Raw genomic sequence first — 23,001 nt, 5'->3', positions numbered from 1 at the left:
CAACGAAGGACTCAACGGCGCCGGGACTGCCGCTGAGTCCTTACCTGGAAGGAACTGCTCCACCAGATCCGGATGATCGAGCTTGAAGCCCCAGTCCCACATCCAGCGGCTCCCCATGCAATTCCCCCACAACACCGGACAGCCAGAACTACTTCGTGTGCGGGTTGTCCTCCGGCAGCGCTTGCGGCTCGTACGACGGCGGGGGCGGGGGCGCCGCCCCGGGCTGCGACTGTGACGGCACCGGCGGCACGTGAGCCGGCGGCTGCGCGTCCGCCGCCTTCCGCCGCCGCCCCACCGCGAACATCACACCCGCCAGCAGCACAAGCCCGGCCACCACACCGCCGACGATCGGCAACGTGCTACTCAACTCGGACGACGCATCAGCCTTCGGCTGCGCCGACGGCGCACCCACCGCTCCGCCGACCGGGCTCTCGGCAGGGCTCGGCACCGACGACGTGGGGGTCGGCGAACTCACAGACCTGGACGGGCTTGACGATGGGGACGGATCCGTCACCGGAACCGGAGACACGTTTGCCGGGCCAGGATCCCCCGGATCGGTCAGGGCGATCCGGGGCCGCACCGCGCCGTAGCCGACGTCATTGTTTCGCACGGATCCGTCATTCGGCTTCCCCGACGTACTGATGAGAACCCGCAAAATCTGATTTGCCGTCCAATCCTTGTGAACGGCCCAAACCAGCGCCGCCGACGCGGAGACCAGAGCAGCAGCGTCGGAGGTTCCATGACTCTGGCAGTATCCGGTATCGGCCGCACAGGCGGCAACGATATCCGTACCAGGTACGGCGAGAACCACCTGCGAACCTTGCTCGGATTCATCAGTCGCCACTGCATCGCGATTGACGGCCCCGACGCCAACGACGTTGGGCAAACCGCCGGGATAAGAGACGGGATTTCCCGTCTGCGCCTGGTTTCCGGCGCTGGCCACAACCAGGGCCCCCTGGCTCTCGCCTGCGCGAGGATACCGTTCAGCTTCCCCACGCTCTCCGCAGAGAACCTGGCCGCATCCATGCCCTGCGAAATATTGATGACCTTTGCACCCCGGTCAACCGCGAAATTTACCGCCTGGCCGATCTGGTCAAAGAAGTCGGATGGAAGAGCCGCCGAGACAGAGCCATTATTGATCTTAAGCGGTAGGATCTTGACGCCAGGAGCCAAGCCGTATGCGCCTGTCCCCCCGCCGCTCTTGCCAGTTCCGGCAATCAGGCTCGCCATCTCCGTACCGTGTCCGTCGGTGTAGGCCCCTACACCTCCGGAGCCGCCACTGAAGTCCTTGCCCGGAAGGTACTGCCCCGCCAGATCGGGTGATCCAGCTTGAATCCGCCGTCGATGATCGCCACCGTGATCCCCTGCCCCTTGGAGATCTTCCACATCTCCGGCGCGTGCATGGCATCCAGATGCCATTGATCGGCTCGGATCGAGCCATCCGCGACGGCCGGCACCACCGTAACCCCCGCCACCCAGAGGCTCGCAACCCCAACGGCCACAAGCCGCCGCACCCACATCCAGCGGCTCTCCACCCGGTCCCCCACCACACAAGACGGCCTGAACTACTTCGCGTACGGGTTGTCCTCCGGCGGCACAGGCGGCTGGAACGACGACGGAGGCGGCGGCACAGCCCCCATCGGCTGCTGATGCGGCATCGGCGGCACCTGCACACCAGACCGCCCAGCGGGCCTCCGCCGCCGCACCACGACGAACACCACACCCGCCACCAACACCAGCCCGGCCACCGCGGCAGCCACGATCGGCAGCGTGCTACTCGAACCGGACGCCGCGTCCGCCTTCGGCTGCGAGGTCGGGCCACCGACCGCCACATCGGTCGGGCTCTCGGCCGGGCTCGGCACCGAAGCGGCAGGAGCCGAGGCACTACTTGAGGGCGACGCAGTCGTCGACGGGGCAGCCGTCGCCGTCGGAACCGGCGATACGTCCGCGGAACCGGGGTCGCCCGGATCTGTCAGCGCAATGCGCGGCCGGACTGCTCCATATCCGGCGCTGTCTGTCCGAGCCTCCCCACTGGCCGGCTTGCCGGCCGTGTTGATGAGCACGCGGAGGACCTGATTCGCCGTCCAGCTCGGATGCACCGACCACACCAGTGCCGCCGAGGCGGAAACCAGGGCTGTCGAGTCCGACGTCCCGTGGCTCTTGCAGTACCCAGTCGGACCTGGGCAAGCCCCGATCATGTCCATGCCAGGAGCTACCAGTACAACCTGCGGTCCGCGCTCGGATTCGGAGGTCACCACGCCATTGCGATCCACGGCCCCCACGCCCACCACATTGGGCAGGGCTCCCGGGTATTCGACGATATTTCCCTTCTCGGCCGAGTTGCCGACGCTGGAGACCACCAACGATCCCTTGGCCCGAGCCCACGCCAAAACCTTGTTCAGCTTCTCCACGTCATCCGGGGAAGTCGTGACGGCAGCCGTTCCTTGCGAGACGTTGATGACCTTGGCCCCCTGCTCGACCGCATACGTCACGGCCTGCCCGATCTGCTCCAGGAAATCCGCCGAAATCACCGCCTTCTCGGACCCGTTGGCGATCTTCAGCGGAAGAATCTTGGCACCCGGGGCAAGGCCGTAAGCTCCCGTTCCGCCATCCGATTTCCCGGTGCCCGCAATGAGGCTCGCCATCTGCGTCCCGTGACCCTCGGCGTAGGATCCGACGCCCCCCGGGCTTCCGCTGAAGTCCTTGCCCGGCAGGAACTGCCCGGCCAGGTCCGGGTGGTCCATCTTGAAGCCGCTGTCGATCACAGCAACGGTGACGTTCTCGCCTCTGGAGATCTTCCACATCTCCGGAGCGTGCATGGCATCCAGATGCCACTGGTCTCCACGGATCGGCCCATCGGCAACCGCCGGTGCTGCGACCGGGCCGACCACGATTCCCGCTGCCAGTAGCGCCGCAGCAGCCGCTCGCCCGCGCCTTCGTGTGTTCGTCCGCCCCATCACAACTCCTCGTCAATCTCTCCAGCGGCCGGGCGGTGTGCCCCGAACAAGCCTGCCCGGCCACCGGGGAAGCCCAGTGGCCGGGCAGTCGTTGCCGTCCTACTCAATCACGTCCGGATTGCTGTGCGGCGTACCGCTGGTCCAGGTCTCCTCGTCCTCGTGCAGGTAGTCGGCCCGCTTGCGGCGGTCGCGCTCGTTGCGGCCTCCGTGGCCCGCCCCGCCGGGGGCCATCATGCCGTTCTGCCCGGACCGGGCACCGCCCTCGGCTGCTCCCGCCGCGGCCGCCCGATTGCGCAGGCCCGTGCCGCCAGGGGTGAACTCCCCACCCGCGGTAGGTCCCTTGCGGCCGCCGACCGCGCCACCGGGCGTCGAGGCCAGGCCCCGGCCACGCGAGCCGCCACCCGAACCGACGGCGCCACCGCCGCCATGGCCGCCCATGCCAGGCTGCATGCCCATGCCGTTGGGGCCGCCGACGCGGCCGCCTCCCGGCCCCGCCTCCCGTCCGCCGAAGACCGTCCCGGTAGGAAGCCCCGGGGTGCCGTTCTTCCCGGGAGTCTGGCCGCCGAACGGCGTGCGGGGGTTGACGCTGCCGCCCTTGCCCTGGAGTGAACCGCCCCCCTTGGTCTGCACAGAACCGCCACCGGGCCCGCCCGGGAACCCGGGAACCGGGCCGCCGGGGCCACCAGGCCCGCCGCCGGGACCACTGGGCCCGCCCGGGTGGATGGGTGCCGTGATCGGCCCGTCCGTCGGCAGCGGGCCGCCACCGGGGCCGGACGGACCGGTCGGGGTCGGGAGGGTGGGCACACTGTCGAGCCCGGTGCCCGGGCGGTTGACCGGGTCCGACGGGTGGGACGGCGGGATCGAGGAGCCCGGGTCCTGCGGCGCGGGCGGCACCTGGCCACCGCCATGCGGCGGGGGCGAGGTGTGGCCCGGGCTCCCAGGTCCGGAGCCGCCCGATCCCGGATCGCGAGGCGTCACCGTGCCACCGCCGTAGCTATCACCGGAGGATCCGCTGCCTCCTCCGACACTCCCGCCGCTCGAACGGGGGGCGCGAACCGACCCCCCGGATCCGCCGGTACCCCCGGCGCCGCTGCGGTGGGGGTAGTACGAGGTGTCATCCCGACTCTTTGTATCGGGCGTCCCCGGCAGCACCACATCGGAAGGGATCCCGTTCAGCGTCGTCGTCGCCGCGCCGTACGCCTGCGCCAGTTTCTCCATCTGGAGGACGGCTTCCTGGTGCTCCTTTTCGACGGTCGCCTGGGCCTGTGCGGCGCGAGTCGCGGTGACCCAGTTCTTGTTGACGGAGACCATGTAGTCGTCGACGGTCTGGCCGACGGCGAGTTGCACGCTCGACGGCATGTAGACCGTCTGCGAGTTGCGCTTGGCGACCGCGTCGATCTCCGTCTGCGGCGGCTCGGGCACGGCGGACTTGGCGGTGCTGAGCGCCTCCCCGGCCTGGTGCATCGCGTTGCCGGCGGTCGTCGCGTGGTCGCTGATGATCTGTGCCGACTGCTGGAGGTTGTTCGCCCAGGTCTTGAAGTTCTCGGCTGCCGGGCCTTCCCAGGTGACTCCGCCGACGTGCGCCTTGAGCGCCGAGCTCAGTTCCTTCAGCACCTGGCCGGCGGCCTGCAGTTGGGTGCCGCGGCTGAGGACCGTCGCGGGGTCCGTGCTGTCCACCATCTTCCGCAGGTGGGCGTGGTCGATGCTCTCGAAGTTCGTTCCGCCTGACACTACTTGCTCCCCGTTTCCCCGTAGGAATCTCCCCAGACCGCCATCAGTACTTGGTGGTGTCCGACCCCGGCTTCGGCGTGGTGGTATCCGTGCTCTTGGCGACCGTGTTCTGTGCGGCCGTCGTCTGGTCCTCGTTGGCCGCGTAGTTGGTTGCCGTCTGCGAGACGGCCGTCTGCATCGACTGGATCTGGGCCGCGAAATCCTTGTGCAGTTGGACGAGCTGGGCGTGCACCTTCTCGTAGGCGGTTGTCAGCGCCGTGGCCTCCGCGAACTGCGCACTGGCGAAGCTCTGCGCGGTGAGCTTCTGTTCCTGAAGCTTGTACGGGGCCGCCGCCGAGCCCTCCATGACCTGCAGCAGGGCGTCGACCTTCTTGGAGAACTCGGTGAGCGTGTCCAGCTCGACCTTCACGTTCTGCTTGCCGAAGGCGGCGACCAGGGCGTTGGCGTCGCCGTACGTCTGCGCCTCGCTGACGAAGGGCCCGTACGTCCCGGGGCTGGCGGGCAACACGTACGGTTTGACGTCGGCTGTCGAAGCGCCCGGGCCGGCCCCCGCCGGGCCGCCAGGGCCCGCAGGCGCCGTGGGGTTCGTCGTCGTCCCCGGCTTGCCGTCATCTGCCACAGCAGTTCACCTCTCCCCCGTACGGCGGGCCCGTGCCCGGGGCGTCCGGGTGGCTCCGCGCCGCAATACTCCGTCAACTTCTGGTTGGTGCCGTCGTCGTACCGTCCTGGTCGGCGAACGGGCCGCCCTGGGGGCGGTTTTCGCCTCCGCCATGGTAGCCACCGCCTCTGTCGGTCGGGCAGGGCCCTTGGCTCGCCCGCGCGCGATCGGTACGAACTTGACACGTACAGTCTCCACCTCCTGCCGCTGGGTAGACTGACCCGGTACGCCCCATCTGCCGCGCAACGTCGCACAGCAGCGACTGCAGGCCGCAGAACGGACGTGATCGCATGAGTTCCCTGGAGGCCACCCCGTGGTGGGCGCGTGCGGTGCGGCCGGTGCGGGTGCCGTTGCCGGTGGGGTTGATGGCGCGGGCGGCGGCGGGGATGGGGGTGCCGTTGGCGGTCGGGTTGCTGGCGCACCGGTTGGACTTGGGGGTGTTCGCGGGGCTCGGTGCGATGCACGCGACGATGAATGACCGGGTGGAGCCGTTGCGGCTGCGGGTGGCCCGGATCGGGTGGGCCGTGTCGGCGTCTTCGCTCGGCATGTTGGCCGGTACGGCGCTGCAGCGGGCGGATGTCGGCGGGGTGGTGTTGGGGGCGGCGCTGACGTGCACGGCCTTCGTGTCGGGTGCTTTGAGTGCGACGGGTCCGCGCGGTTCGGCGGCCGGGATGCTGTTGTTGGTGTCGGCGGCGTTGGGCAGTGGGATGCGGTTGCCGGATCCGTGGTGGGCGGCGGCCCCGATGTTGTCGGCGGGTGCCGTGTTCGTGGTGGTGCTCGGGTTGTTCGCCGGGGTGCCGGGTCGGCCGGCGGCCGATCCGCGGGTCCGGGCGCTCGCGACCGTGTACGACGCGCTCGGCCGTACGCTGGCCGACCTGGGTACGGCGGGGGCGGCGGCTTCGCGCCAGGTGCTGACGGCCCGTTTGAACCAGTTGCAGGATCTGCTGCCCGGCCGGAGTGCCGGTACGGGCCGGATGTACGAGGCGGCGCTGGCCGCGACGGAGGCGGCGACCGGTCTGTTGTGGGCTCGGCGTCCGGTGCCGCCCGAGGTGGCGGGGGTGCCGGTCCGGCTGGCGGCGGCGGTGCGGTTGGGCGGTGGCGAGGTCGTCGTGCCCGACTGGGGGCCGGATACGCCGTCGCGGCAGGCTTTGGACGTGGCGCTGCGGGCCGCTGCCGACGCGGTGGCGGGCCGGGGCGGGCGGCCGGGCACTGCGCCGGCGCCGCCGCCCGATCCGTGGCGGTTGCGGGTGCGGTTGTTGTCGCGGGGTTCGGTGCGGTACGGGCTGCGGGTTGCGCTGTGTATCGCGGCGGGTTCGGTGGTCACCGCCAACTATCCGCTCAGTAAGGGTTACTGGGTGCCGATGACGATCGCGTTCGTGCTCAAGCCGGATCTCGGGTCGGTGTTCCTGCGGGCGGTGAGCCGGTCGGTCGGCACGGTGCTGGGGGTGGCGGTCACGGCGGCGTTGGTCGTGTTGACCACCGACGAGTGGGCGTTGGCCGCGATCGCCGCGTTGTGCGTGGCTCTGCTTCCGTACGCGACGGCGGCGCATTACGGGCTGAACACGGTGGCGATGACGCCGATGGCGCTGGTCCTGCTCCAGCTCGGCGGGCAGAGCAGCGCGGCGGAGTTCTGGCCCCGGGTCCTGGACACCGTGCTGGCGAGTGCGATCGTGCTGCTCTTCGGCTGCCTGCTGTGGCCGGAGCGCCCGCGGCACCGGATCGAGCCCCGGTTGGTCGACGCGGCGACGGCGTTGCGGGCGTATCTGGACGCGGTCACCGGCGGGAGCGCGGACGGGGCCGGGGTGTGGCTGCGCCGTACGGCCTACCGGTCGCTGGCGGATGCCCGCCAGGAGGTGCGGCAGGGGTTGGCCGAGCCGCCGCCGACCGGTCGGCTGGCGGCGGGCTGGCTGCCGGCGACGGCGGCGTTGGAGCGGCTGGGGGGTGCGGTGGCGGCGTTCGCGGCGCAGATCCGGTACGGCGGCCGGGTGCCGGACCCGGACGAGGTCGACCGGGTCCGCCGCGCGTTGGACGAGTTGACCGCTGCCGCCCGCGCGCACCGCCCGCCGTCCGGTCCGTCGAGCGCCCCGCCGTCCGGTCCGACGGCCGTGCCGCACGACCCCGAGCGCAGTGCGCTGGGCCGTGCGGCGGACGAACTGGAGTCGCTCCTGGCGAGGCGGTAGCCCGCGACCTGCAGCCCCCGGCCCCGCCCTCCGCCGACCCCCAACCCGCGCCCCGCGCGGTCGGCGGATCAGACCTGTTCGGCCAGTTCCAGCCAGCCCATCTCCAGCTCCTCCTTCTCCTCCCGGACCGCGCGAAGCTGCGCGTCCAGCTCCGCGACCTTGGAGAAGTCGGCGGCGTGCTCGGCGAGTTGGGCGTGCAGCTTGGACTCCTTCTGGTCCAGCTTGGCGATCTGCCGCTCCAGCTTCTGCATCTCCTTCTTCGCGGCCCGCAGGTCCCCGCCGGACAGCGCGGCGCCGGCGTCGGTGGCTGGGGCGGCGGCAGCGGCGGCGGCGATGGGGGCGGCGGCGGCTTGGGCGGCCATCCGCGCCCGTCGCTCCAGGTACTCGTCGACGCCGTTCGGCAGCATCCGCATCTTCCTGTCGCCGAGCAGCGCGTGGACGGTGTCCGTGGTGCGCTCGATGAAGAAGCGGTCGTGGCTGATGACGATCATCGAGCCGGGCCAGCCGTCGAGCAGGTCCTCCAGCTGGTTGAGCGTCTCGATGTCCAGGTCGTTGGTCGGCTCGTCGAGGAACAGCACGTTGGGCTCGTCCATCAGCAGACGCAGCAGCTGGAGGCGGCGGCGCTCGCCACCGGACAGGTCGCCGACCGGGGTCCACTGCTTGTCCTTGCCGAAGCCGAACTGCTCGCACAGCTGGCCGGCGCTCATCTCCCGGCCCTTGCCGAGGTCGACCCGCCCGCGGACCTGCTCGACGGCCTGCAGGACCCGGGTCGCCGGGTCGAGTTCGGCGACTTCCTGCGACAGGTAGGCGAGCCGCACGGTCTTGCCGACCTTGATGACCCCGGAGGCGGGCTGGATGTCGCCTTCGGAGGTGTACGCGTCGCGCAGGGCGCGCAGCAGCGAGGTCTTGCCGGCGCCGTTGACGCCGAGCAGGCCGATCCGGTCGCCGGGGCCGAGCTGCCAGGTGAGGTTCTCCAGCAGGAGCTTCGGGCCGGCCTTGACGGTCACGCCTTCCAGGTCGAAGACCGTCTTGCCGAGCCGGGCGTTGGCGAACTTCATCAGCTCGGACGCGTCGCGCGGCTCGGGTACGTCGGCGATCAGCGCGTTGGCCGCCTCGATCCGGTAGCGCGGCTTGGAGGTGCGGGCGGGGGCGCCGCGGCGCAGCCAGGCGAGCTCCTTGCGGGCGAGGTTCTGGCGCTTCTGCTCCTCGGTGGCCTCGATCCGGGAGCGCTCGGCGCGGGCGAAGACGTAGTCGGAGTAGCCGCCTTCGTACTCGTGGACGGAGCCGTTCTGGACGTCCCACATCCGGGTGCAGACCTGGTCGAGGAACCAGCGGTCGTGGGTGACGCAGACGAGTGCGGAGCGGCGGTTCTGGAGGTGCTGGGCGAGCCAGGCGATGCCCTCGACGTCGAGGTGGTTGGTGGGCTCGTCGAGGACGATCAGGTCGGGCGAGCCGAGGAGCAGCTTGGCGAGGGCGATCCGGCGTCGCTCGCCACCGGAGAGCGGGCCGATGACGGTGTCCAGGCCCTCGGCGAAGCCGGGCAGGTCGAGGCCGCCGAAGAGGCCTTCGATGATGTCGCGGATGCGGGCGTCGCCGAGCCACTCGTGGTCGGCGCGGCCGGCGATCACCTCGTGCCGGATGGTGGCCTTCGGGTCGAGCGAGTCGTGCTGGGTGAGCACGGCCATCTCCACCCCGCCGGCGTGGGTGATCCGGCCGCCGTCAGGCTCCTCCAGCTTGGCGAGCATCCGGATCAGGGTGGTCTTGCCGTCGCCGTTGCGTCCGACGACGCCGATCCGGTCCCCCTCACTGACGCCGAGGCTGACTCCGTCGAGAAGGGCCCGGGTGCCGTAGACCTTCGTGACGGACTCGATGGTGGCGAGGTTGACGGCCACGTGCGCTGCGCTCCTGGGTTCGGCGGTCGGCGGGGAAGACCCCGACCTCCTCAGCCTAGTGCGCCCGGCTGCGGGGCTCAGCCGCCGAGGGCGGCGGCCCCTGCCGCCGAGGTCAGACCCCGGGTGCCGAGGTCAGCTGCCGGGTTCGGCTTCCCCGGACACCGTCGCCCCGAGCACCGCCGCCCCGGGCACCGGCCCGTGGGTGGCGTGCGCCGTCCGGCAGGTGCCGGAGGCCCGCAGTGCCGCGGCGACGGCGGCGGCCGCTTCGGCGTCCTTGGCGAGGAAGGCGCAGGTCGGCCCGGATCCGGAGACCAGTGCCCCGAGGGCGCCCGCCTCGGTGCCGGCCCGCAGGGTCGCGGCGAGCGAGGGGCGCAGTGCGAGCGCGGCGGCCTGGAGGTCGTTGGCGAGCGCGGCGGCCAGGGCGACGGCGTCGCCGTCGGCGAGGGCGGCGAGCAGCGCCGGGTCGGCGTCGGGGGTGGGCACCTGGGCGTCGCTGGAGCCGGTGCCGGCGTCCTCGCGCAGCCGGTCGCACTCGCGGAAGACGGCGGGGGTGGACAGGCCGCCGTCGGCGACCGCGAAGACCCAGTGGAAGGTGCCCCCGACGGCCAGCGGTTCCAGGATCTCGCCCCGGCCGCGGCCGAGTGCGACGCCGCCGAGCAGGGCGAACGGCACGTCCGACCCCAGTTCGGCGGCCAGTTCCAGCAGCGTCTCGAAGGGGGTGTCCAGCTGCCACAGGGCGTCGCAGGCGACGAGCGCGGCCGCGCCGTCGGCGCTGCCGCCGGCCATGCCGCCGGCCACCGGGATGGCCTTGGCGATGTGCAGGTGCACGCCCGGCTCGGCGAGGCCGTGGTGGGCGGCGAGCAGTCGGGCGGCGCGGGCGGCGAGGTTGGTGTCGTCCAGCGGGACGACGGCGGCGTCCGGCCCGGAGCAGGTCAGGGTGACGCCTTCGCCGGGGGTGGCGGTGACCTCGTCGCCGAGGGCGACGGCGAAGAAGACGTTGGCCAGGTCGTGGAAGCCGTCGGCGCGCAGCCCGCCGACTCCCAGCTGGACGTTGACCTTGGCCGGCACCCGTACGGTGATCACTCGACGTCCTTCCCGGGCGTGTGCTCTCCCGCCCCGGCATCGCCGGTCCCGGCCTCAGCGGCCCCGGCCCCGGCAACACCGGCCGTGGACTCGCCGCCCCCCGGCTTGTGCTCGGCGATCTTGGCGAACTGCTCGACGGTCAGCATCTCGCCGCGCAGCTTGTGGTCGATCCCGGCGGCGGCGAGCGCCTGCTCGGCGGCGGCGGCGGAGCCGGCCCAGCCGGCGAGTGCGGCGCGCAGGGTCTTGCGCCGCTGGGCGAACGCGGCGTCGACCACCGCGAACACCTCCGCGCGGCTGGCGCTGGTCTGGGGCGGTTCGCGGCGGATCAGCGAGACCAGTCCGGAGTCGACGTTGGGGGCGGGCCAGAACACGTTGCGCCCGATGGCGCCGGCCCGCTTCACGTCGGCGTACCAGTTGGCCTTGACCGACGGGACGCCGTAGACCTTGTTGCCCGGCTTGGCGGCGAGCCGGTCGGCGACCTCGCTCTGCACCATCACCAGGGTCCGCTCGATGCTGGGGAAGGTCGCCAGCATGTGCAGCAGGACGGGCACGGCCACGTTGTACGGGAGGTTGGCGACCAGCGCGGTGGGCGCCGGCCCGGGAAGTTCGGTGACCTCCATGGCGTCGCTGAAGACCAGGTCGAAGGCGTCCGCCTTGCCGGGCATTCGCGCGGCGACGGTGTCCGGCAGGTGCTGCGCGAGCACCGGGTCGATCTCGACCGCGGTCACGTGCCGCGCCACCTCCAGCAGCGCCAGCGTCAGCGACCCGAGTCCGGGCCCGACCTCGACCACGGAGTCCTCGGCCGTCACCCCACCCGCCCGGACGATCCGCCGCACGGTGTTGCCGTCGATGACGAAGTTCTGCCCGCGCTGCTTGGTCGGCTTCACGCCGAACGCGGCCGCCAGTTCCCGGATGTCGGCGCTGCCCAGCAGGGGGGTCCCCCCGGCCGGAGGCTGGGGGCGGCTGTCAGGGGTGGGATCGGTGGTGCTCACGGGCCAAGGATACGGGCGCGGGGGGTGCCGTCCGGACCGCGCCGATCCGGACGGCACCCCCGGTACCGGGCCATCCGGGTCAGCCGGGCCGGCCGGTTCAGTACCCGAAGGCCCGGGCGGTGTTGGCCGCGATCGCCGCCGACAGCTCGTCCTCGTGCAGTCCCAGCGTCGCGGCCATCGAGCGCACCGTGACCGGGATCAGGTACGGGGCGTTGGGCCGGCCGCGGTAGGGGTGCGGGGTGAGGAAGGGGGCGTCGGTCTCGACCAGGATCCGGTCGAGCGGGGTGGCCAGCAGGGCGTCCCGCAGCGGCTGGTTGGACCTGAAGGTGACGGGGCCGGCGAAGGAGAGGTACCAGCCGTGTTCGGCGCAGGTCTTGGCCATCTCGGCGTCGCCGGAGTAGCAGTGGAAGACCGTTCGTTCCGGGGCGCCTTCCGCCAGGAGGACGGCGATGACGTCCTCGTGGGCGTCGCGGTCGTGGATGACCAGGGCCTTGCCGTGCCGCTTGGCCATCTCGATGTGGCGGCGGAACGACTCCTTCTGGATGTCCACGCCTTCCGGCCCGGTGCGGAAGTAGTCCAGTCCGGTCTCGCCGACGGCACGGACCTGCGGCAGGGCGGCGAGCCGGTCGATCTCGGCGAGCGCCTCGTCGAGCGCGGCGGCGCCGCCCCCGGCGCGCTGCCGGCCGGACCAGCCGTCGGCGTCGCCGAGGAAGATCCGCGGCGCCTCGTTGGGGTGCAGGGCGACGGCCGCGTGCACCTGCTCGTACTGGGCGGCCAGGTCGGCGGCCCAGCGTGAACCGGGCACGTCGCAGCCCACCTGGACGACCGTGGTGACGCCGACCGAGGCGGCCCGGGCCAGGCCCTCGGCCGGGGTGCCGGACTGCATGTCGAGGTGGGTGTGCGAGTCGGCCACCGCCACTGCCAGGGGTTCCGGCAGCGGCGGCGGGGTCGACCGGTCGTCGTCCTTGACGGCCATGTCAGGCGGCCGGCTTCTCTTCGAGGCGCGGGAAGAGGATCTCGCCCTTGGTGACGGTGGCACCGGCGGGCAGCCGGCCCCAGTCGGCGGCGGTGGCGATGGTCTGCGCGGCCAGGGCGCCCAGCCCGGCCTCGGCGCCCAGGGAGTCCCACAGCTTCTCGGCGGTGGACGGCATCACCGGGTTGAGCAGGACGGCGGTGGCGCGCAGCGACTCGGCGGCGGTGTAGAGGATGGTCGCGAGGCGCGCCCGGCCCTCCTCGGATCCGTCCTTGGCGACCTTCCAGGGCTCCTGCTCGGTGATGTAGCCGTTGACCTGCTTGACGAACTCGAAGATCGCCGCGAGGCCGCCGGCGAAGTCCAGCTCCTCGCCGATCTTCCGGTCGGCCGTCGCGACGGCCTTGGCCAGCCCGTCGGCCACGGCCTGCTCGGCGTCGCCGGGGGCGGTGGCGGCCGGGAGCGCCCCGTCGAAGTACTTGCCGACCATCGCGGCGACCCGGGAGGCCAGGTTGCCGAAGTCGTTGGCGAGTTCGGAGGTGTAGCGGGCGGTGAAGTCCTCCCAGGAGAACGAGCCGTCCGTGCCGAACGGGATCGCCCGCAGGAAGTAGTAGCGGTACGCGTCCACGCCGAAGTGCGAGGTGAGGTCGGTGGGTGCGATGCCGGTCAGGTTGGACTTGGACATCTTCTCGCCGCCGACCATCAGCCAGCCGTTGGCCACGACGCGCTTGGGCAGCGGCAGGCCGGCGGCCATCAGCATGGCGGGCCAGATGACGGCGTGGAACCGCAGGATGTCCTTGCCGACCAGGTGGACGGAGGCCGGCCACAGTTCGGCGAAGCGCTCCGGGTCGCTGCCGTAGCCGGCCGCGGTGATGTAGTTCTGCAGCGCGTCCACCCACACGTACAGGACGTGCTTCTCGTCCCAGGGCAGCGGGACGCCCCAGTTGAAGGTGGAGCGGGAGATCGAGAGGTCCTGCAGGCCCTGCTCGACGAAGCGCAGCACCTCGTTGCGGGCGGACTCGGGGGCGATGAAGCCGGGGTTCTCGGCGTAGAACTCGAGCAGCTTCTCGCCGTACGCGGACAGGCGGAAGAAGTAGTTCTCCTCCTCCAGCCACTCCACCGGCTTCTTGTGGATCGGGCAGAGCTTCTCGCCCTCGTTCGCGCCGTCGAGCAGTTCGTTGGGGAGCTTGTACTCCTCGCAGCCGACGCAGTACGGGCCGGAGTAGCCGCCCTTGTAGATCTCGCCCTTGTCGTACAGGTCCTGGACGAACTCCTGCACCCGGTCGGTGTGGCGCTGCTGGGTGGTGCGGATGAAGTCGTCGTTGGCGATCTCCAGGTGCTCCCAGAGCGGCTTCCAGGCCTCCTCGACCAGCTTGTCGCACCACTCCTGCGGGCTGACGCCGTTCGCCTCGGCGGTCCGCATGATCTTCTGACCGTGCTCGTCGGTGCCGGTCAGGTACCACACCTTCTCGCCGCGCTGGCGGTGCCAGCGGGTGAGGACGTCGCCCGCCACGGTGGTGTACGCGTGGCCCAGGTGCGGGCGATCGTTGACGTAGTAGATCGGGGTGGAAACGTAGTACGCCGGGGCGCTCGTCCCGGTGGTGCTGTGGTCTGCAGTGGCCGCCATGGTCGGAAAGCTTAGTCGGGCCCGCCGCCGCCCCTCGACCGCGTGACCGCGCCGTCCTGCGGTCACGCGGTCACGAGGTCGTACGCGGTCACCCGGCCCTGCACGGTGACGCCGTCACCCGCGCCCCGGACCGGTCAGCGAAGCAGCCGCGCCCAGAACCGGGCCCAGCGCCCGCGCGGCCGCGCGGGTGCGGCGGCCCCGGCGGGCTCCGTGGCCCCGGCGGGCTGCGCCGCCGCGGGCGGCCCGGCCGGTTCGGCGTGCGCCGGGTAGCCGGGGGCGTGCTGCCAGGCCTGGTCGGCGGAGGCCACTCGGCCCTCGCGCATGATCCGGACGGTGTGGCCGCCGCACCCCGGGCAGGTCGGCTTGAGCAGCGGAGACGGTACCCGGACACCGTTGGCGTGGTACTCGAAGACGACGTGCCCGTCCTTGGCCACGTGGTGCTCGATGTCGTACGCCTGCTCCCACCCGTACCCGCAGCGCAGGCACGCGAAGGAGTAGGCCTCCCGTACGGTCTCGACGGGAGTCTGCGGCCGGCCGGCCAGGCCTGCCGTGCTCAGTGCGTTGCCACCGCGGGGGCTACCGACGATCTCGCTCATAGCCGTCTCCCAGCGCCCGCCGGACGCTCGCCCGGCTGGGTCTTTCCCTTTCAGGGAATGCCCGGACCGCCTCGGCCGATGCCGCACTTGTGAAGACTTGGATGCGGGTTGGGAAGTCCTATACGCAGGGCCTCCCGGGGGCTGGAAACCGCGACCGAAACTTCAGCTCAGCGGGCGTTTACCGGGGCCTTCCCTCCAAGGTACGACGCCCCGTGGGCAACGCAACCCCCGGGGTTCACCCCTTTTCCAGGGCCCCGTCGCCGGTCTGCTTCTTGGCTGCCACGACCGCGTCGAAGACCTCCCGCTTGGGCAGCGAGAGCTCCACGGCGACCGCCGCGATGGCCTCCTTGCGCCGTTCCCCGGCCTCCTCCCGCAGGGCGACCAGCCGGGCCAGCTCGGCCGGGGTCAGGTCCTGCGGCGCGGCGGGCGGGGCGCCCGCGACCACGACGGTGATCTCGCCCCTGACGCCGTCGGCCGCCCAGGCCGCCAGGTCGCCGAGCGGCCCGCGCTTGACCTCCTCGTAGGTCTTGGTGAGCTCGCGGCACACGGCGGCCGGGCGTTCGGGCCCGAAGGCGTCGGCCATCGCGGCCAGTGCCTCGGCGATCCGGTGCGGCGCCTCGAAGAAGACCATGGTGCGCGGCTCGGCGGCGATGGTGGCGAGCTGCCGAGCCCGGTCGCCGGTCTTGCGCGGCAGGAAGCCCTCGAAGGTGAAGCGGTCGACCGGCAGGCCGGACAGGGCGAGCGCGGTGAGCACCGCGGACGGCCCGGGCACCGCGGTGACCTTGATGTCGGCCGCGACGGCCGCGGCGACCAGCCGGTAGCCGGGGTCGGACACCGAGGGCATGCCGGCGTCGGTGACCAGCAGCACCCGGGCGCCGCCGAGCAGCGCCTCGACCAGTTCGGGGGTGCGGCCGACCTCGTTGCCCTCGAAGTACGAGAGCACCCGGCCGGTCGGGGTCACCCCGAGCGCCTGGGTGAGTCGGCGCAGCCGCCGGGTGTCTTCGGCGGCGATCACGTCCGCCGTGGCCAGTTCGGCGACCAGCCGGGGCGGGGCGTCCGAGACGTCGCCGATGGGTGTGCCTGCAAGTACGAGTACGCCTGTCACGGGCCCCATCCTTCCAGTTGCGGCCGCGCGGGGCTTTTGGTGACGATTCGGGCAGCTTCCGAGGGCGCGGACACGCGTGCGAAGAGCGCCCCTACGATGTGGCGGATGAACGGCGACACGGCGGCGCAGGCGCCCACGGGTATAGACCGGTCCGCGCAGGGCGGCGTCGGTCTGCCGTCCCCGCGCGCGGCGGAGTGGGCCGCGCCCGCGGTCTCCGGCTGGCGCGGCCGCCTGGCCCGCCACGGCTACGTCGCCCGTCCGACGGCGCCGCTGGCCGAGCGCCTGGTGCCGCCGATGCCGGACGGCCCCCGGGTGACCCCGAGCGACGTGCCGCAGTCGCCGCTGCTGCTGCGCCTGGGTCTCTCGCTGCCGCAGGGCCTGTGGTACTTCCTGTGCCGTTGGTCGGGCTGGCTGGGCCCGGTCGCGGTGGCGGTGTTCGCGGGGGCGCTGCGGTTCACCAATCTCGGCGAGCCACACGCGATCATCTTCGACGAGACGTACTACGCCAAGGACGCCTACGCGCTCTGGCACGGCGGTTACGAGATCAGCTGGCCGGATGACGCCAACAGCCGGATCATGACGCCCGGCGCGGCCGTCCCGTACCGGGCGACTGCCTCGTACGTGGTGCATCCGCCGGTGGGCAAGTGGATCATCGGCGCGGGCGAGCAGTTGTTCGGCATGAACCCCTTCGGCTGGCGCTTCGCGGTGGCGCTGCTCGGCACCCTGTCGGTGCTGATGCTGGCCCGGATCGCCCGCCGGATGTTCCGCTCGACCCTGCTGGGCTGCGTGGCGGGTCTGCTGCTCTCGGTGGACGGCCTGCACCTGGTGCTCAGCCGGGCCGCCCTGCTCGACCTGGTGGTGATGTTCTGGATCGTCGCCGCCTTCGGTTTCCTGCTGCTGGACCGGGACCGCACCCGGGGCCTGCTGGCGCAACGCCTCGGCGGGGTGGCGGACGCGGCGCTCGCGCAGCGGCTCAACCTCGGGTGGCGCCCGTACCGGATCGCGGCGGGCGTCTGCGTCGGCCTGACCTGCGCCACCAAGTGGAGCGGCCTGTACGTGGCGGCGGCCTTCGGTGTGCTGACGGTGCTCTGGGACGTCGGCGCCCGCCGGCTGGCCGGGGCCCCGCGCCCGTACCGCGCGGTGCTCGCCCGGGACGTGGTGCCGGCCTTCGTCTCGATCGTCGTGGTCTCGGTGGCCGTGTACCTGACGTCCTGGTGGGGCTGGTTCGCGAGCAGCAACGCCCCCGGCAAGGGCGGCTGGGGGCGGGACTGGGCGGTCGCCCGCTCCACCGACTACCCGTGGATACCCGAGGGCCTCCGCGCCCTGTGGCACTACCACTCGACGGTCTACGACTTCCACACCCACCTGAGCGATCCGCACACCTACCAGTCCAACCCGTGGTCCTGGCTGGTGCTGGGCCGCCCGGTGTCCTTCTACTACGAGTCCCCCAAGCTGGGCCAGGCCGGCTGCACCGCCGCCGACTGCGCCCGCGAGGTGCTGGGCATCGGCACCCCGCTGCTCTGGTGGACGGCCGTGGTGGCCCTGGCCTACTGCCTGTGGCGCTGGGCGGCCCGGCGGGACTGGCGGGCAGGGGCGCTGCTGTGCGGCCTGGCCGCCGGCTACCTGCCCTGGTTCGCCTACCAGCAGCGGACGATCTTCCTCTTCTACGCGGTGGTCTTCGTCCCGTTCCTGGTGCTCGCGGTGACGATGCTGGTCGGCGCCCTGATCGGTCCGCCCGGCGCCTCCCGGGACCGCCGGATCATCGGGGCCACGACGGCCGGGCTGCTGGTGCTGCTGATCGTCTGGAACTTCCTGTTCTTCTTCCCGCTCTTCACCGGCCAGACGATCCCGCTGGAGGACTGGCGCCGCCGGATGTGGTTCAACAGCTGGATCTGATCCGGCGCCGCGGTCCGGCACGCACCGCGTCCCCCCGATTCGTCCGTATGCGGTGCACGACACGTACCAGATCCGTCACAAGTGGCGGGCGATTCGTCGGCGCACCGATCCGCGCTGCCTAGGGTGGGGGTGTACCGCGTTTCCGGCCCCGGCCGGTTGCGCCCGGCCGCGAGACCCCTGGGGGAACTGCACCATGCGCAGTGGCGCGAAGATCGGCATCATCACCGGCGTGTCCATCGCCGTCCTCGCGGGCGGCGGTTACGGCGCGTACAGCCTGGTGGGCGGCTCGGACGACTCCGGATCCGGGGGCAAGAAGGCCCGTACGGTGGTCGCCGAACCGCCCTCGGCCGATCAGGCGGCGGCCGGGGCGAAGGACTTCCTGGCGGCCTGGGCGTCCGGCGACATCGCCAAGGCGGCCTCGCTGACCGACGACCCGGCCACGGCCACCACCGCGCTGACGGCGTTCAGGGACCAGGTGAAGCCGAGCGCGCTGACCCTCACCCCGACCGGTCCGACCACCCAGCAGGTCTTCACCGCCGCCACCGGCACCCCCGCCCCGGCCAAGCCGACCGCCGGCGCCTCCGCGACGCCCCCGGCGACCGGCACTCCGGGCGCCGGCGACTCGCCGTCCGCCACCGCGACGCCCGGGCCCACCGGGACGCTGATGAGCTTCAAGGCCCGGGCCGAGTTCGAGGGCACCGCCCGGGTCTGGGACTACCAGGGCTTCCTCGGCGTCGTGAAGATGAGCGACGACACCCCGGCCGTGCACTGGGCGCCGTCGGTGATCCACCCCCACCTGTCCGGCAACGAGACCATCGCCACCCAGCAGGTCTTCGCCCCGCCGTCCACCGTGGTGGACCGCAACGGCAAGCCGCTGCAGGGCGCCTCGCTCACCCCGGCGCTGATGAACACCCTGCAGGACAACGCCCAGAAGCTGCTCCCGCCGGATCCGGCCAAGGACCAGGACGCGGGCAAGGCGGTGGTGATCAGCGACCCGGCCGGGAAGGCCGCCGCCGACAAGCTGTTCACCATCGTGGAGCCGAAGCCCGGCAAGCCGTTCAAGGTGACCATCGACAACACCGTCCAGGCCGCCGCCGAGAAGGCGATGACCGACCTGGGCGGGAAGCCCGGCTCCATCGTCGCGATCGAGCCGAGCACCGGCCAGGTGCTGGCCTTCGCCAACGCGCCCGCCAACGGCCAGAACCGGGCCTTCACCGGGCTGCTCGCGCCGGGCTCGACGATGAAGATCGTCACCTCGACGGCCCTGCTGGAGGCCGGCGTCAACCCGGACACCGTGGTGGCCTGTCCGGAGAAGAGCAGCAACGCGGTCGCGATCCCGAACGACTTCCCGGGCGCCTTCCCGAACAACACGCTCCAGCAGGACTTCATGGTGTCCTGCAACACGGCCTTCATCAACCAGGGCCTGACCAGCCTCAAGCCGGAGACGCTGTCCGCCACGGCCAAGGACGTGTACGGCATCGGCCTGGAGTGGAAGACCGGCCTGCCGAACGCCGACGGCAAGGTGCCGCCGACGCCGGGCAGCAAGGACGAGCAGGCCATGAACTACATCGGCCAGGGCAAGGTCCAGATGAACCCGCTGGCCATCGCCTCGATCACCGCGACCGTGCAGAGCGGCGCGTTCAAGCAGCCCGTCCTGGTGGCCGGCCTGCCGCAGCAGCCGGCGGCCCGCCAGATCTCGCCGGACGTCGCCGGCAAGCTGCGCGCGATGATGAACGCCACCGCCGTCGGCGGCACGGCCAAGGACGTGATGGCCGGGATCACCGACAACGCGGGCGCCAAGACCGGCTCCGCCGAGGTCACCGGCGCGTCCACCACCAACAGCTGGTTCACCGCCTTCCGCGGCAACATCGCGGTCGCCGCCGAGGTCCAGGGCGGCGGCCACGGCGTGGACGCGGCCGGCCCGGCGGTCGCGTCCCTGCTGAAGGCGGCTGCGGGCCGCTGACCCAGGTCGTACCGGAGCCCGCTCAGCCTCTCGGCAGGGCGGGCTCCGGTGCGTCCCTCACCGGCCTGGGCGGCACCGGGCGCCGGCTGGTCCAGCGCCGGGCCGCCAGCCGGGGCCAGATCACCAGGACGACCGGCAGCGCCAGGTACCCGAACCGTCCGGCCGGGGCGAGCGTGAAGGCGATCGCGAGGCCCGCGGCCAGCAGGTCGGCGGCGCCGATCGCGGAGACCGGCGGCCGGGCCAGCAGCCAGATCCCCACCCCCAGCAGGGCCACGGTCATCAGCGCGAGGGAGATGGAGTGCCCGGTCGGCCCGAAGCCGGCCAGCACCTTGCCGGGCAGCGGGCTGCCCGCCGGGGTGCGGATCGCGGTCATCCCGAGCGGGAAGCGCACCACCTGTTCGCGCAGCGCGGCCGACTGGGTCAGGACGGACGGCAGGATCACCGCCGCGCTCACCCCGACCCCGATCAGCGCGGTCCGGGCGGCGGGCCGGCGGCCGTACAGCCGCCAGAGCAGCAGCACCGCCACCGGCAGGGCCGGCCAGGCGGTCCACTTGAGGCTGCAGGCGAGGGCGAGCACCAGTCCGGCGCCGACCGTGCGGTCCCGCTCGGCGAGCGCCATGGCCAGGCAGCAGACCCCGATCAGCGGCAGGTCCACCCCGCCGACCACCAGGGCGAGCGCTATCAGCGGCGAGGCGGTGAGGACGGCCAGCGGCAGCAGCGGCGCGCGCGGGTCGCCGCCCCCGGCGGGGCGGGTGGGCCGCAGCAGCCGCCAGGCGGCCAGCAGGCAGGCGAAGAAGGTCAGGGCGAACCAGATCCGGGCGTCCCCGGCGACCTTGGCGAAGGCGGTGGAATCGCCGAGCATCTGGCGCGGCAGCCCGAACAGGGCCATCGCGGGCAGGTACGGGTTGTAGTCGGTGACCACCACGGGGTGCGGCAGGTAGAGGTCGCCGGTGGTGAGCAGCAGGTGGGCCGAGCGTTCGACCACCATGACCTCGGACTGGTGGCGGCCGTGCAGGGCGAGCAGTCCGAGCGGTACGACGACGGCGCCGACGATGGCGACCGCGGCGGCGGCGTGGGCCGCGCAGCGGCGCGGCAGGGTCAGGCAGAGCAGTCCGGCCAGGAGGTAGGCGGGGGCCGCGATCAGGCCCCACTGCCGCTGGTTGGCCAGGTCGGAGACGAGCGGGAAGGCGCCGGCCCAGCCGGCCGCGACGAGGCAGCCGAGCAGTTGGACGGTCCGCGTCGAGGCGAGCGTGGCGGGATTCAGCCGATCGTGCGTGGGCGGGAACGTGTTCTCACCACGCTGGCGGGGGAACGGCCGGACGGAGAATCCTCTCGGCGGTCGTCCGGATCCGGGCGACGTCTCGGGCGCGAAGGTCGGGGCCGGCGTTCTGCTGCGGCCGGTGAAGCGGCCGCGCGGGCGGAGGTAGCCGGGCGTGCGGGTGCTCACCATGGTGGAAGGTTAGGGGTGCGGGCCCGGCCCTGTCGCCATGACGTCGGGCACTGGGCGGGTGGCGGCACGAAAAGGGCCGCCGGGTGTCGTACCGGTCGGCGGCCCTTCACGTCGGGTTCGTGTTCCGGTCAGCCGGCGGCGTGGTCGACCGGTACGGGCTGCTGTTCGACCTGCTCCAGCCGCGAGTGCCTGATGCTGTAGCCGAAGTACACGACCACGGCGACGGCGAGGGCGATCGCCCCGGCCCGGAAGGTGTCGGCGTGCAGGCCGGTGATCAGGTAGATGCAGAAGCCGACGCTGACCAGCGGGACGACCGGGTAGCCGGGCACCCGGAAGCCGCGCGGCAGGTCGGGCTGGGTGCGGCGCAGGACGATCACGCCGATGGAGACCACCGAGAAGGCGATGAGAGTGCCGAGGCTGGTGATGTCGGCCAGGACGTTCAGCGGGATGAAGGCGGCCAGCGCGCCCACCCCGAGGCCGACCACGATGGTGTTCCAGACCGGGGTGCCGGTGCGCGGGGAGAGCTCGGCGAAGCGCTTGGGCAGCATGCCGTCGCGGCCCATCGAGTACAGGATGCGGGTCTGGCCGTAGATCACCACGAGGGTGATGCTGAAGATCGAGAGGATCGCGCCGACCGCGAAGACCATCGCCGGCCAGCTCTGCCCGGTGATGTCCTGGAGGATCTGGGCGAGGCCGGCCTCCTGCCCGTCGAACTTGTTCCAGGGCTGGGCGCCGATGCCGGCGAGCGCGACCAGGATGTAGAGCAGGGTCACCACGACCAGCGAGATGATGATCGCCATCGGCAGGGTGCGGCGCGGGTTCTTGACCTCCTCACCGGCGGTGGACACGGCGTCCAGGCCGATGAAGGAGAAGAAGATGCTGGACGCGGCGACCTGCACGCCGCCGATGCCGAGCGGCATGAACGGGGTCAGGTTGCCGGAGTGGAAGCCGGTGAGTGCGACGCCGACGAACAGCACCAGGATGAGGAGCTTGATCCCGACCATCGCCGCGTTGACCTTCACCGACTCGCTGACGCCGCGGACCAGCAGGACGCACACCATGGCGACCAGCAGCAGCGCCGGCAGGTTGAACCAATGGGTGCTGTCCGGCGCGCCGGCGAGCTGCTCGGGGATCCTGACGCCGAAGGCCAGGTCGAGGAACTTGTTCAGGTACTCGGCCCAGCTGACCGCGATCGCGGAGGCCGAGACGCCGTACTCCATCAGCAGGCAGATGCCGACGCCGAAGGCGACGCCCTCGCCGAGGGTGGCGTAGGCGTACGAGTAGGAGGAGCCGGACACCGGGATCGCGGACGCCATCTCGGCGTAGCAGAGCGCGGTGAGTCCGGCGGTGACCGCGGCGATCACGAAGGACAGGATGACGGCCGGGCCGGCCGAGGGCACCGCGGTGTTCAGCACGAAGAAGATGCCGGTGCCGATGGTGGCGCCGATGCCGATCGCGGACAGTTGCCAGAGCCCGATGGAGCGGCGCAGGTGGATTCCGGAGCGTCCGCCCTCCTCGGGCGCGCCCGCCGGAAGGGCATCCCTGCCCTCGCTCTCCGCGATCAGTGACGAGACGGGCTTGCGTCGCAGCAGACGCGCACCGAGGGTGTTGCTGGTCAAAACCGCGATCCTTCTGGGCGGGGGAGGGTGTCCTAGCGGTCGGCCGCCCGGGACGCTGGGGGGTGTCATCGGGGACCAACCGAACAAAGATGGGACAGTACCCGTCGAAAGCACCAGTGTCGCAAACGAACAGTCCGGATCAGCGCATTGTACGAATTGGCGCATATCGATGTACAAACCGGACACTTCGCAGACGGCGCACCTGCCACCGAGCAGCTAAAGCAGCAGCTCAGAGCCCTGCGGCGGCCCCCCGCCGAACCCGCTGCCGAGCCCGTCTGCGCG

Annotated in this window: 16 protein-coding genes and 2 pseudogenes; 3 read left to right on the top strand and 15 right to left on the bottom strand. The window is 72.0% G+C overall.

Annotated elements, in window-relative coordinates:
• Nucleotides 1–148 precede the first annotated feature (148 nt).
• The 6 genes and pseudogenes from AC0B61_RS05685 to AC0B61_RS05660 form a co-directional block, all read right to left on the bottom strand.
• A pseudogene (locus AC0B61_RS05685) lies at nt 149–955 on the bottom strand (S8 family serine peptidase); the annotation flags it as partial.
• Between the two features lie 77 nt (nt 956–1,032).
• Nucleotides 1,033–1,314, bottom strand: a pseudogene (locus tag AC0B61_RS05680) (S8 family serine peptidase); the annotation flags it as partial.
• The gene (locus AC0B61_RS05675) at nt 1,260–1,535 is read right to left on the bottom strand and encodes a hypothetical protein (RefSeq protein ID WP_471739391.1); all 276 of its coding nucleotides are present in this window, start codon (nt 1,533–1,535) and stop codon (nt 1,260–1,262) included. The gene AC0B61_RS05675 and the pseudogene AC0B61_RS05680, both read right to left, overlap by 55 nt.
• A 30-nt stretch (nt 1,536–1,565) precedes the next feature.
• Nucleotides 1,566–2,957, bottom strand: a complete 1,392-nt coding sequence (gene mycP / locus AC0B61_RS05670; RefSeq protein ID WP_471739325.1) for a type VII secretion-associated serine protease mycosin — start codon at nt 2,955–2,957, stop codon at nt 1,566–1,568.
• 99 nt (nt 2,958–3,056) lie between these two features.
• Nucleotides 3,057–4,688, bottom strand: a complete 1,632-nt coding sequence (locus AC0B61_RS05665) for a WXG100 family type VII secretion target (protein ID WP_471739324.1) — start codon at nt 4,686–4,688, stop codon at nt 3,057–3,059.
• Between the two features lie 43 nt (nt 4,689–4,731).
• Complete coding sequence (locus AC0B61_RS05660) at nt 4,732–5,193, bottom strand: hypothetical protein (protein ID WP_471739323.1); 462 nt, start codon at nt 5,191–5,193, stop codon at nt 4,732–4,734.
• 491 nt (nt 5,194–5,684) lie between these two features.
• On the opposite strand from AC0B61_RS05660, the gene AC0B61_RS05655 reads away from it, so the two are divergent.
• On the top strand, nt 5,685–7,526 hold the full coding sequence (locus AC0B61_RS05655) for an FUSC family protein (RefSeq protein ID WP_471739322.1): 1,842 nt from the start codon (nt 5,685–5,687) through the stop codon (nt 7,524–7,526).
• Nucleotides 7,527–7,594: 68 nt separating this feature from the next.
• Here the strand turns inward: AC0B61_RS05655 and AC0B61_RS05650 are convergent, their stop codons facing one another.
• From AC0B61_RS05650 to rsmI, 7 genes are all read right to left on the bottom strand, one after another.
• On the bottom strand, nt 7,595–9,418 hold the full coding sequence (locus tag AC0B61_RS05650) for an ABC-F family ATP-binding cassette domain-containing protein (RefSeq protein WP_471739321.1): 1,824 nt from the start codon (nt 9,416–9,418) through the stop codon (nt 7,595–7,597).
• A 132-nt stretch (nt 9,419–9,550) separates the two neighbouring features.
• On the bottom strand, nt 9,551–10,501 hold the full coding sequence (locus AC0B61_RS05645; protein ID WP_471739320.1) for a 4-(cytidine 5'-diphospho)-2-C-methyl-D-erythritol kinase: 951 nt from the start codon (nt 10,499–10,501) through the stop codon (nt 9,551–9,553).
• Nucleotides 10,498–11,493: a 16S rRNA (adenine(1518)-N(6)/adenine(1519)-N(6))-dimethyltransferase RsmA gene (gene rsmA / locus AC0B61_RS05640; RefSeq protein WP_471739319.1), complete on the bottom strand. Its 996-nt coding sequence runs from the start codon at nt 11,491–11,493 to the stop codon at nt 10,498–10,500. The genes AC0B61_RS05645 and rsmA overlap by 4 nt, the downstream gene beginning before the upstream one ends.
• 97 nt (nt 11,494–11,590) lie before the next feature.
• Nucleotides 11,591–12,469: a TatD family hydrolase gene (locus AC0B61_RS05635; protein WP_471739318.1), complete on the bottom strand. Its 879-nt coding sequence runs from the start codon at nt 12,467–12,469 to the stop codon at nt 11,591–11,593.
• 1 nt (nt 12,470) lies between these two features.
• Nucleotides 12,471–14,090: a methionine--tRNA ligase gene (gene metG / locus AC0B61_RS05630; RefSeq protein ID WP_471739317.1), complete on the bottom strand. Its 1,620-nt coding sequence runs from the start codon at nt 14,088–14,090 to the stop codon at nt 12,471–12,473.
• Nucleotides 14,091–14,224: 134 nt separating this feature from the next.
• Nucleotides 14,225–14,686: a hypothetical protein gene (locus AC0B61_RS05625; protein WP_471739316.1), complete on the bottom strand. Its 462-nt coding sequence runs from the start codon at nt 14,684–14,686 to the stop codon at nt 14,225–14,227.
• Between the two features lie 235 nt (nt 14,687–14,921).
• A complete protein-coding gene (gene rsmI, locus AC0B61_RS05620) occupies nt 14,922–15,791 on the bottom strand; it encodes a 16S rRNA (cytidine(1402)-2'-O)-methyltransferase (protein ID WP_471739315.1) in 870 nt (289 codons plus the stop codon).
• A gap of 105 nt (nt 15,792–15,896) precedes the next feature.
• Here rsmI and AC0B61_RS05615 point away from each other — a divergent pair, with 105 nt between their 5' ends.
• Entirely contained in the window at nt 15,897–17,687 is a 1,791-nt protein-coding gene (locus AC0B61_RS05615) for a dolichyl-phosphate-mannose--protein mannosyltransferase (protein WP_471739314.1), read from the top strand.
• A 193-nt stretch (nt 17,688–17,880) separates the two neighbouring features.
• Nucleotides 17,881–19,650: a penicillin-binding transpeptidase domain-containing protein gene (locus AC0B61_RS05610; protein WP_471739313.1), complete on the top strand. Its 1,770-nt coding sequence runs from the start codon at nt 17,881–17,883 to the stop codon at nt 19,648–19,650.
• A 22-nt stretch (nt 19,651–19,672) separates the two neighbouring features.
• Here the strand turns inward: AC0B61_RS05610 and AC0B61_RS05605 are convergent, their stop codons facing one another.
• Nucleotides 19,673–21,100: a glycosyltransferase 87 family protein gene (locus AC0B61_RS05605; protein ID WP_471739312.1), complete on the bottom strand. Its 1,428-nt coding sequence runs from the start codon at nt 21,098–21,100 to the stop codon at nt 19,673–19,675.
• Between the two features lie 128 nt (nt 21,101–21,228).
• On the bottom strand, nt 21,229–22,788 hold the full coding sequence (locus AC0B61_RS05600) for an amino acid permease (RefSeq protein WP_471739311.1): 1,560 nt from the start codon (nt 22,786–22,788) through the stop codon (nt 21,229–21,231).
• Nucleotides 22,789–23,001 lie beyond the last annotated feature (213 nt).

This window comes from Kitasatospora sp. NPDC023385 (assembly GCF_055664045.1).
This window is presented reverse-complemented; position numbering and strand designations above follow the sequence as displayed.

Excerpts from the sequence above, each read along its gene's own strand:
- AC0B61_RS05605 (WP_471739312.1), bottom strand. The coding sequence starts at position 21,100 with ATGGTGAGCACCCGCACGCCCGGCTACCTCCGCCCGCGCGGCCGCTTC.
- AC0B61_RS05610 (WP_471739313.1), top strand. The coding sequence starts at position 17,881 with ATGCGCAGTGGCGCGAAGATCGGCATCATCACCGGCGTGTCCATCGCC.
- AC0B61_RS05635 (WP_471739318.1), bottom strand. The coding sequence starts at position 12,469 with ATGGCCGTCAAGGACGACGACCGGTCGACCCCGCCGCCGCTGCCGGAA.
- AC0B61_RS05625 (WP_471739316.1), bottom strand. The coding sequence starts at position 14,686 with ATGAGCGAGATCGTCGGTAGCCCCCGCGGTGGCAACGCACTGAGCACG.
- mycP (WP_471739325.1), bottom strand. The coding sequence starts at position 2,957 with ATGGGGCGGACGAACACACGAAGGCGCGGGCGAGCGGCTGCTGCGGCG.
- AC0B61_RS05615 (WP_471739314.1), top strand. The coding sequence starts at position 15,897 with ATGAACGGCGACACGGCGGCGCAGGCGCCCACGGGTATAGACCGGTCC.
- metG (WP_471739317.1), bottom strand. The coding sequence starts at position 14,090 with ATGGCGGCCACTGCAGACCACAGCACCACCGGGACGAGCGCCCCGGCG.
- AC0B61_RS05600 (WP_471739311.1), bottom strand. The coding sequence starts at position 22,788 with ATGACACCCCCCAGCGTCCCGGGCGGCCGACCGCTAGGACACCCTCCC.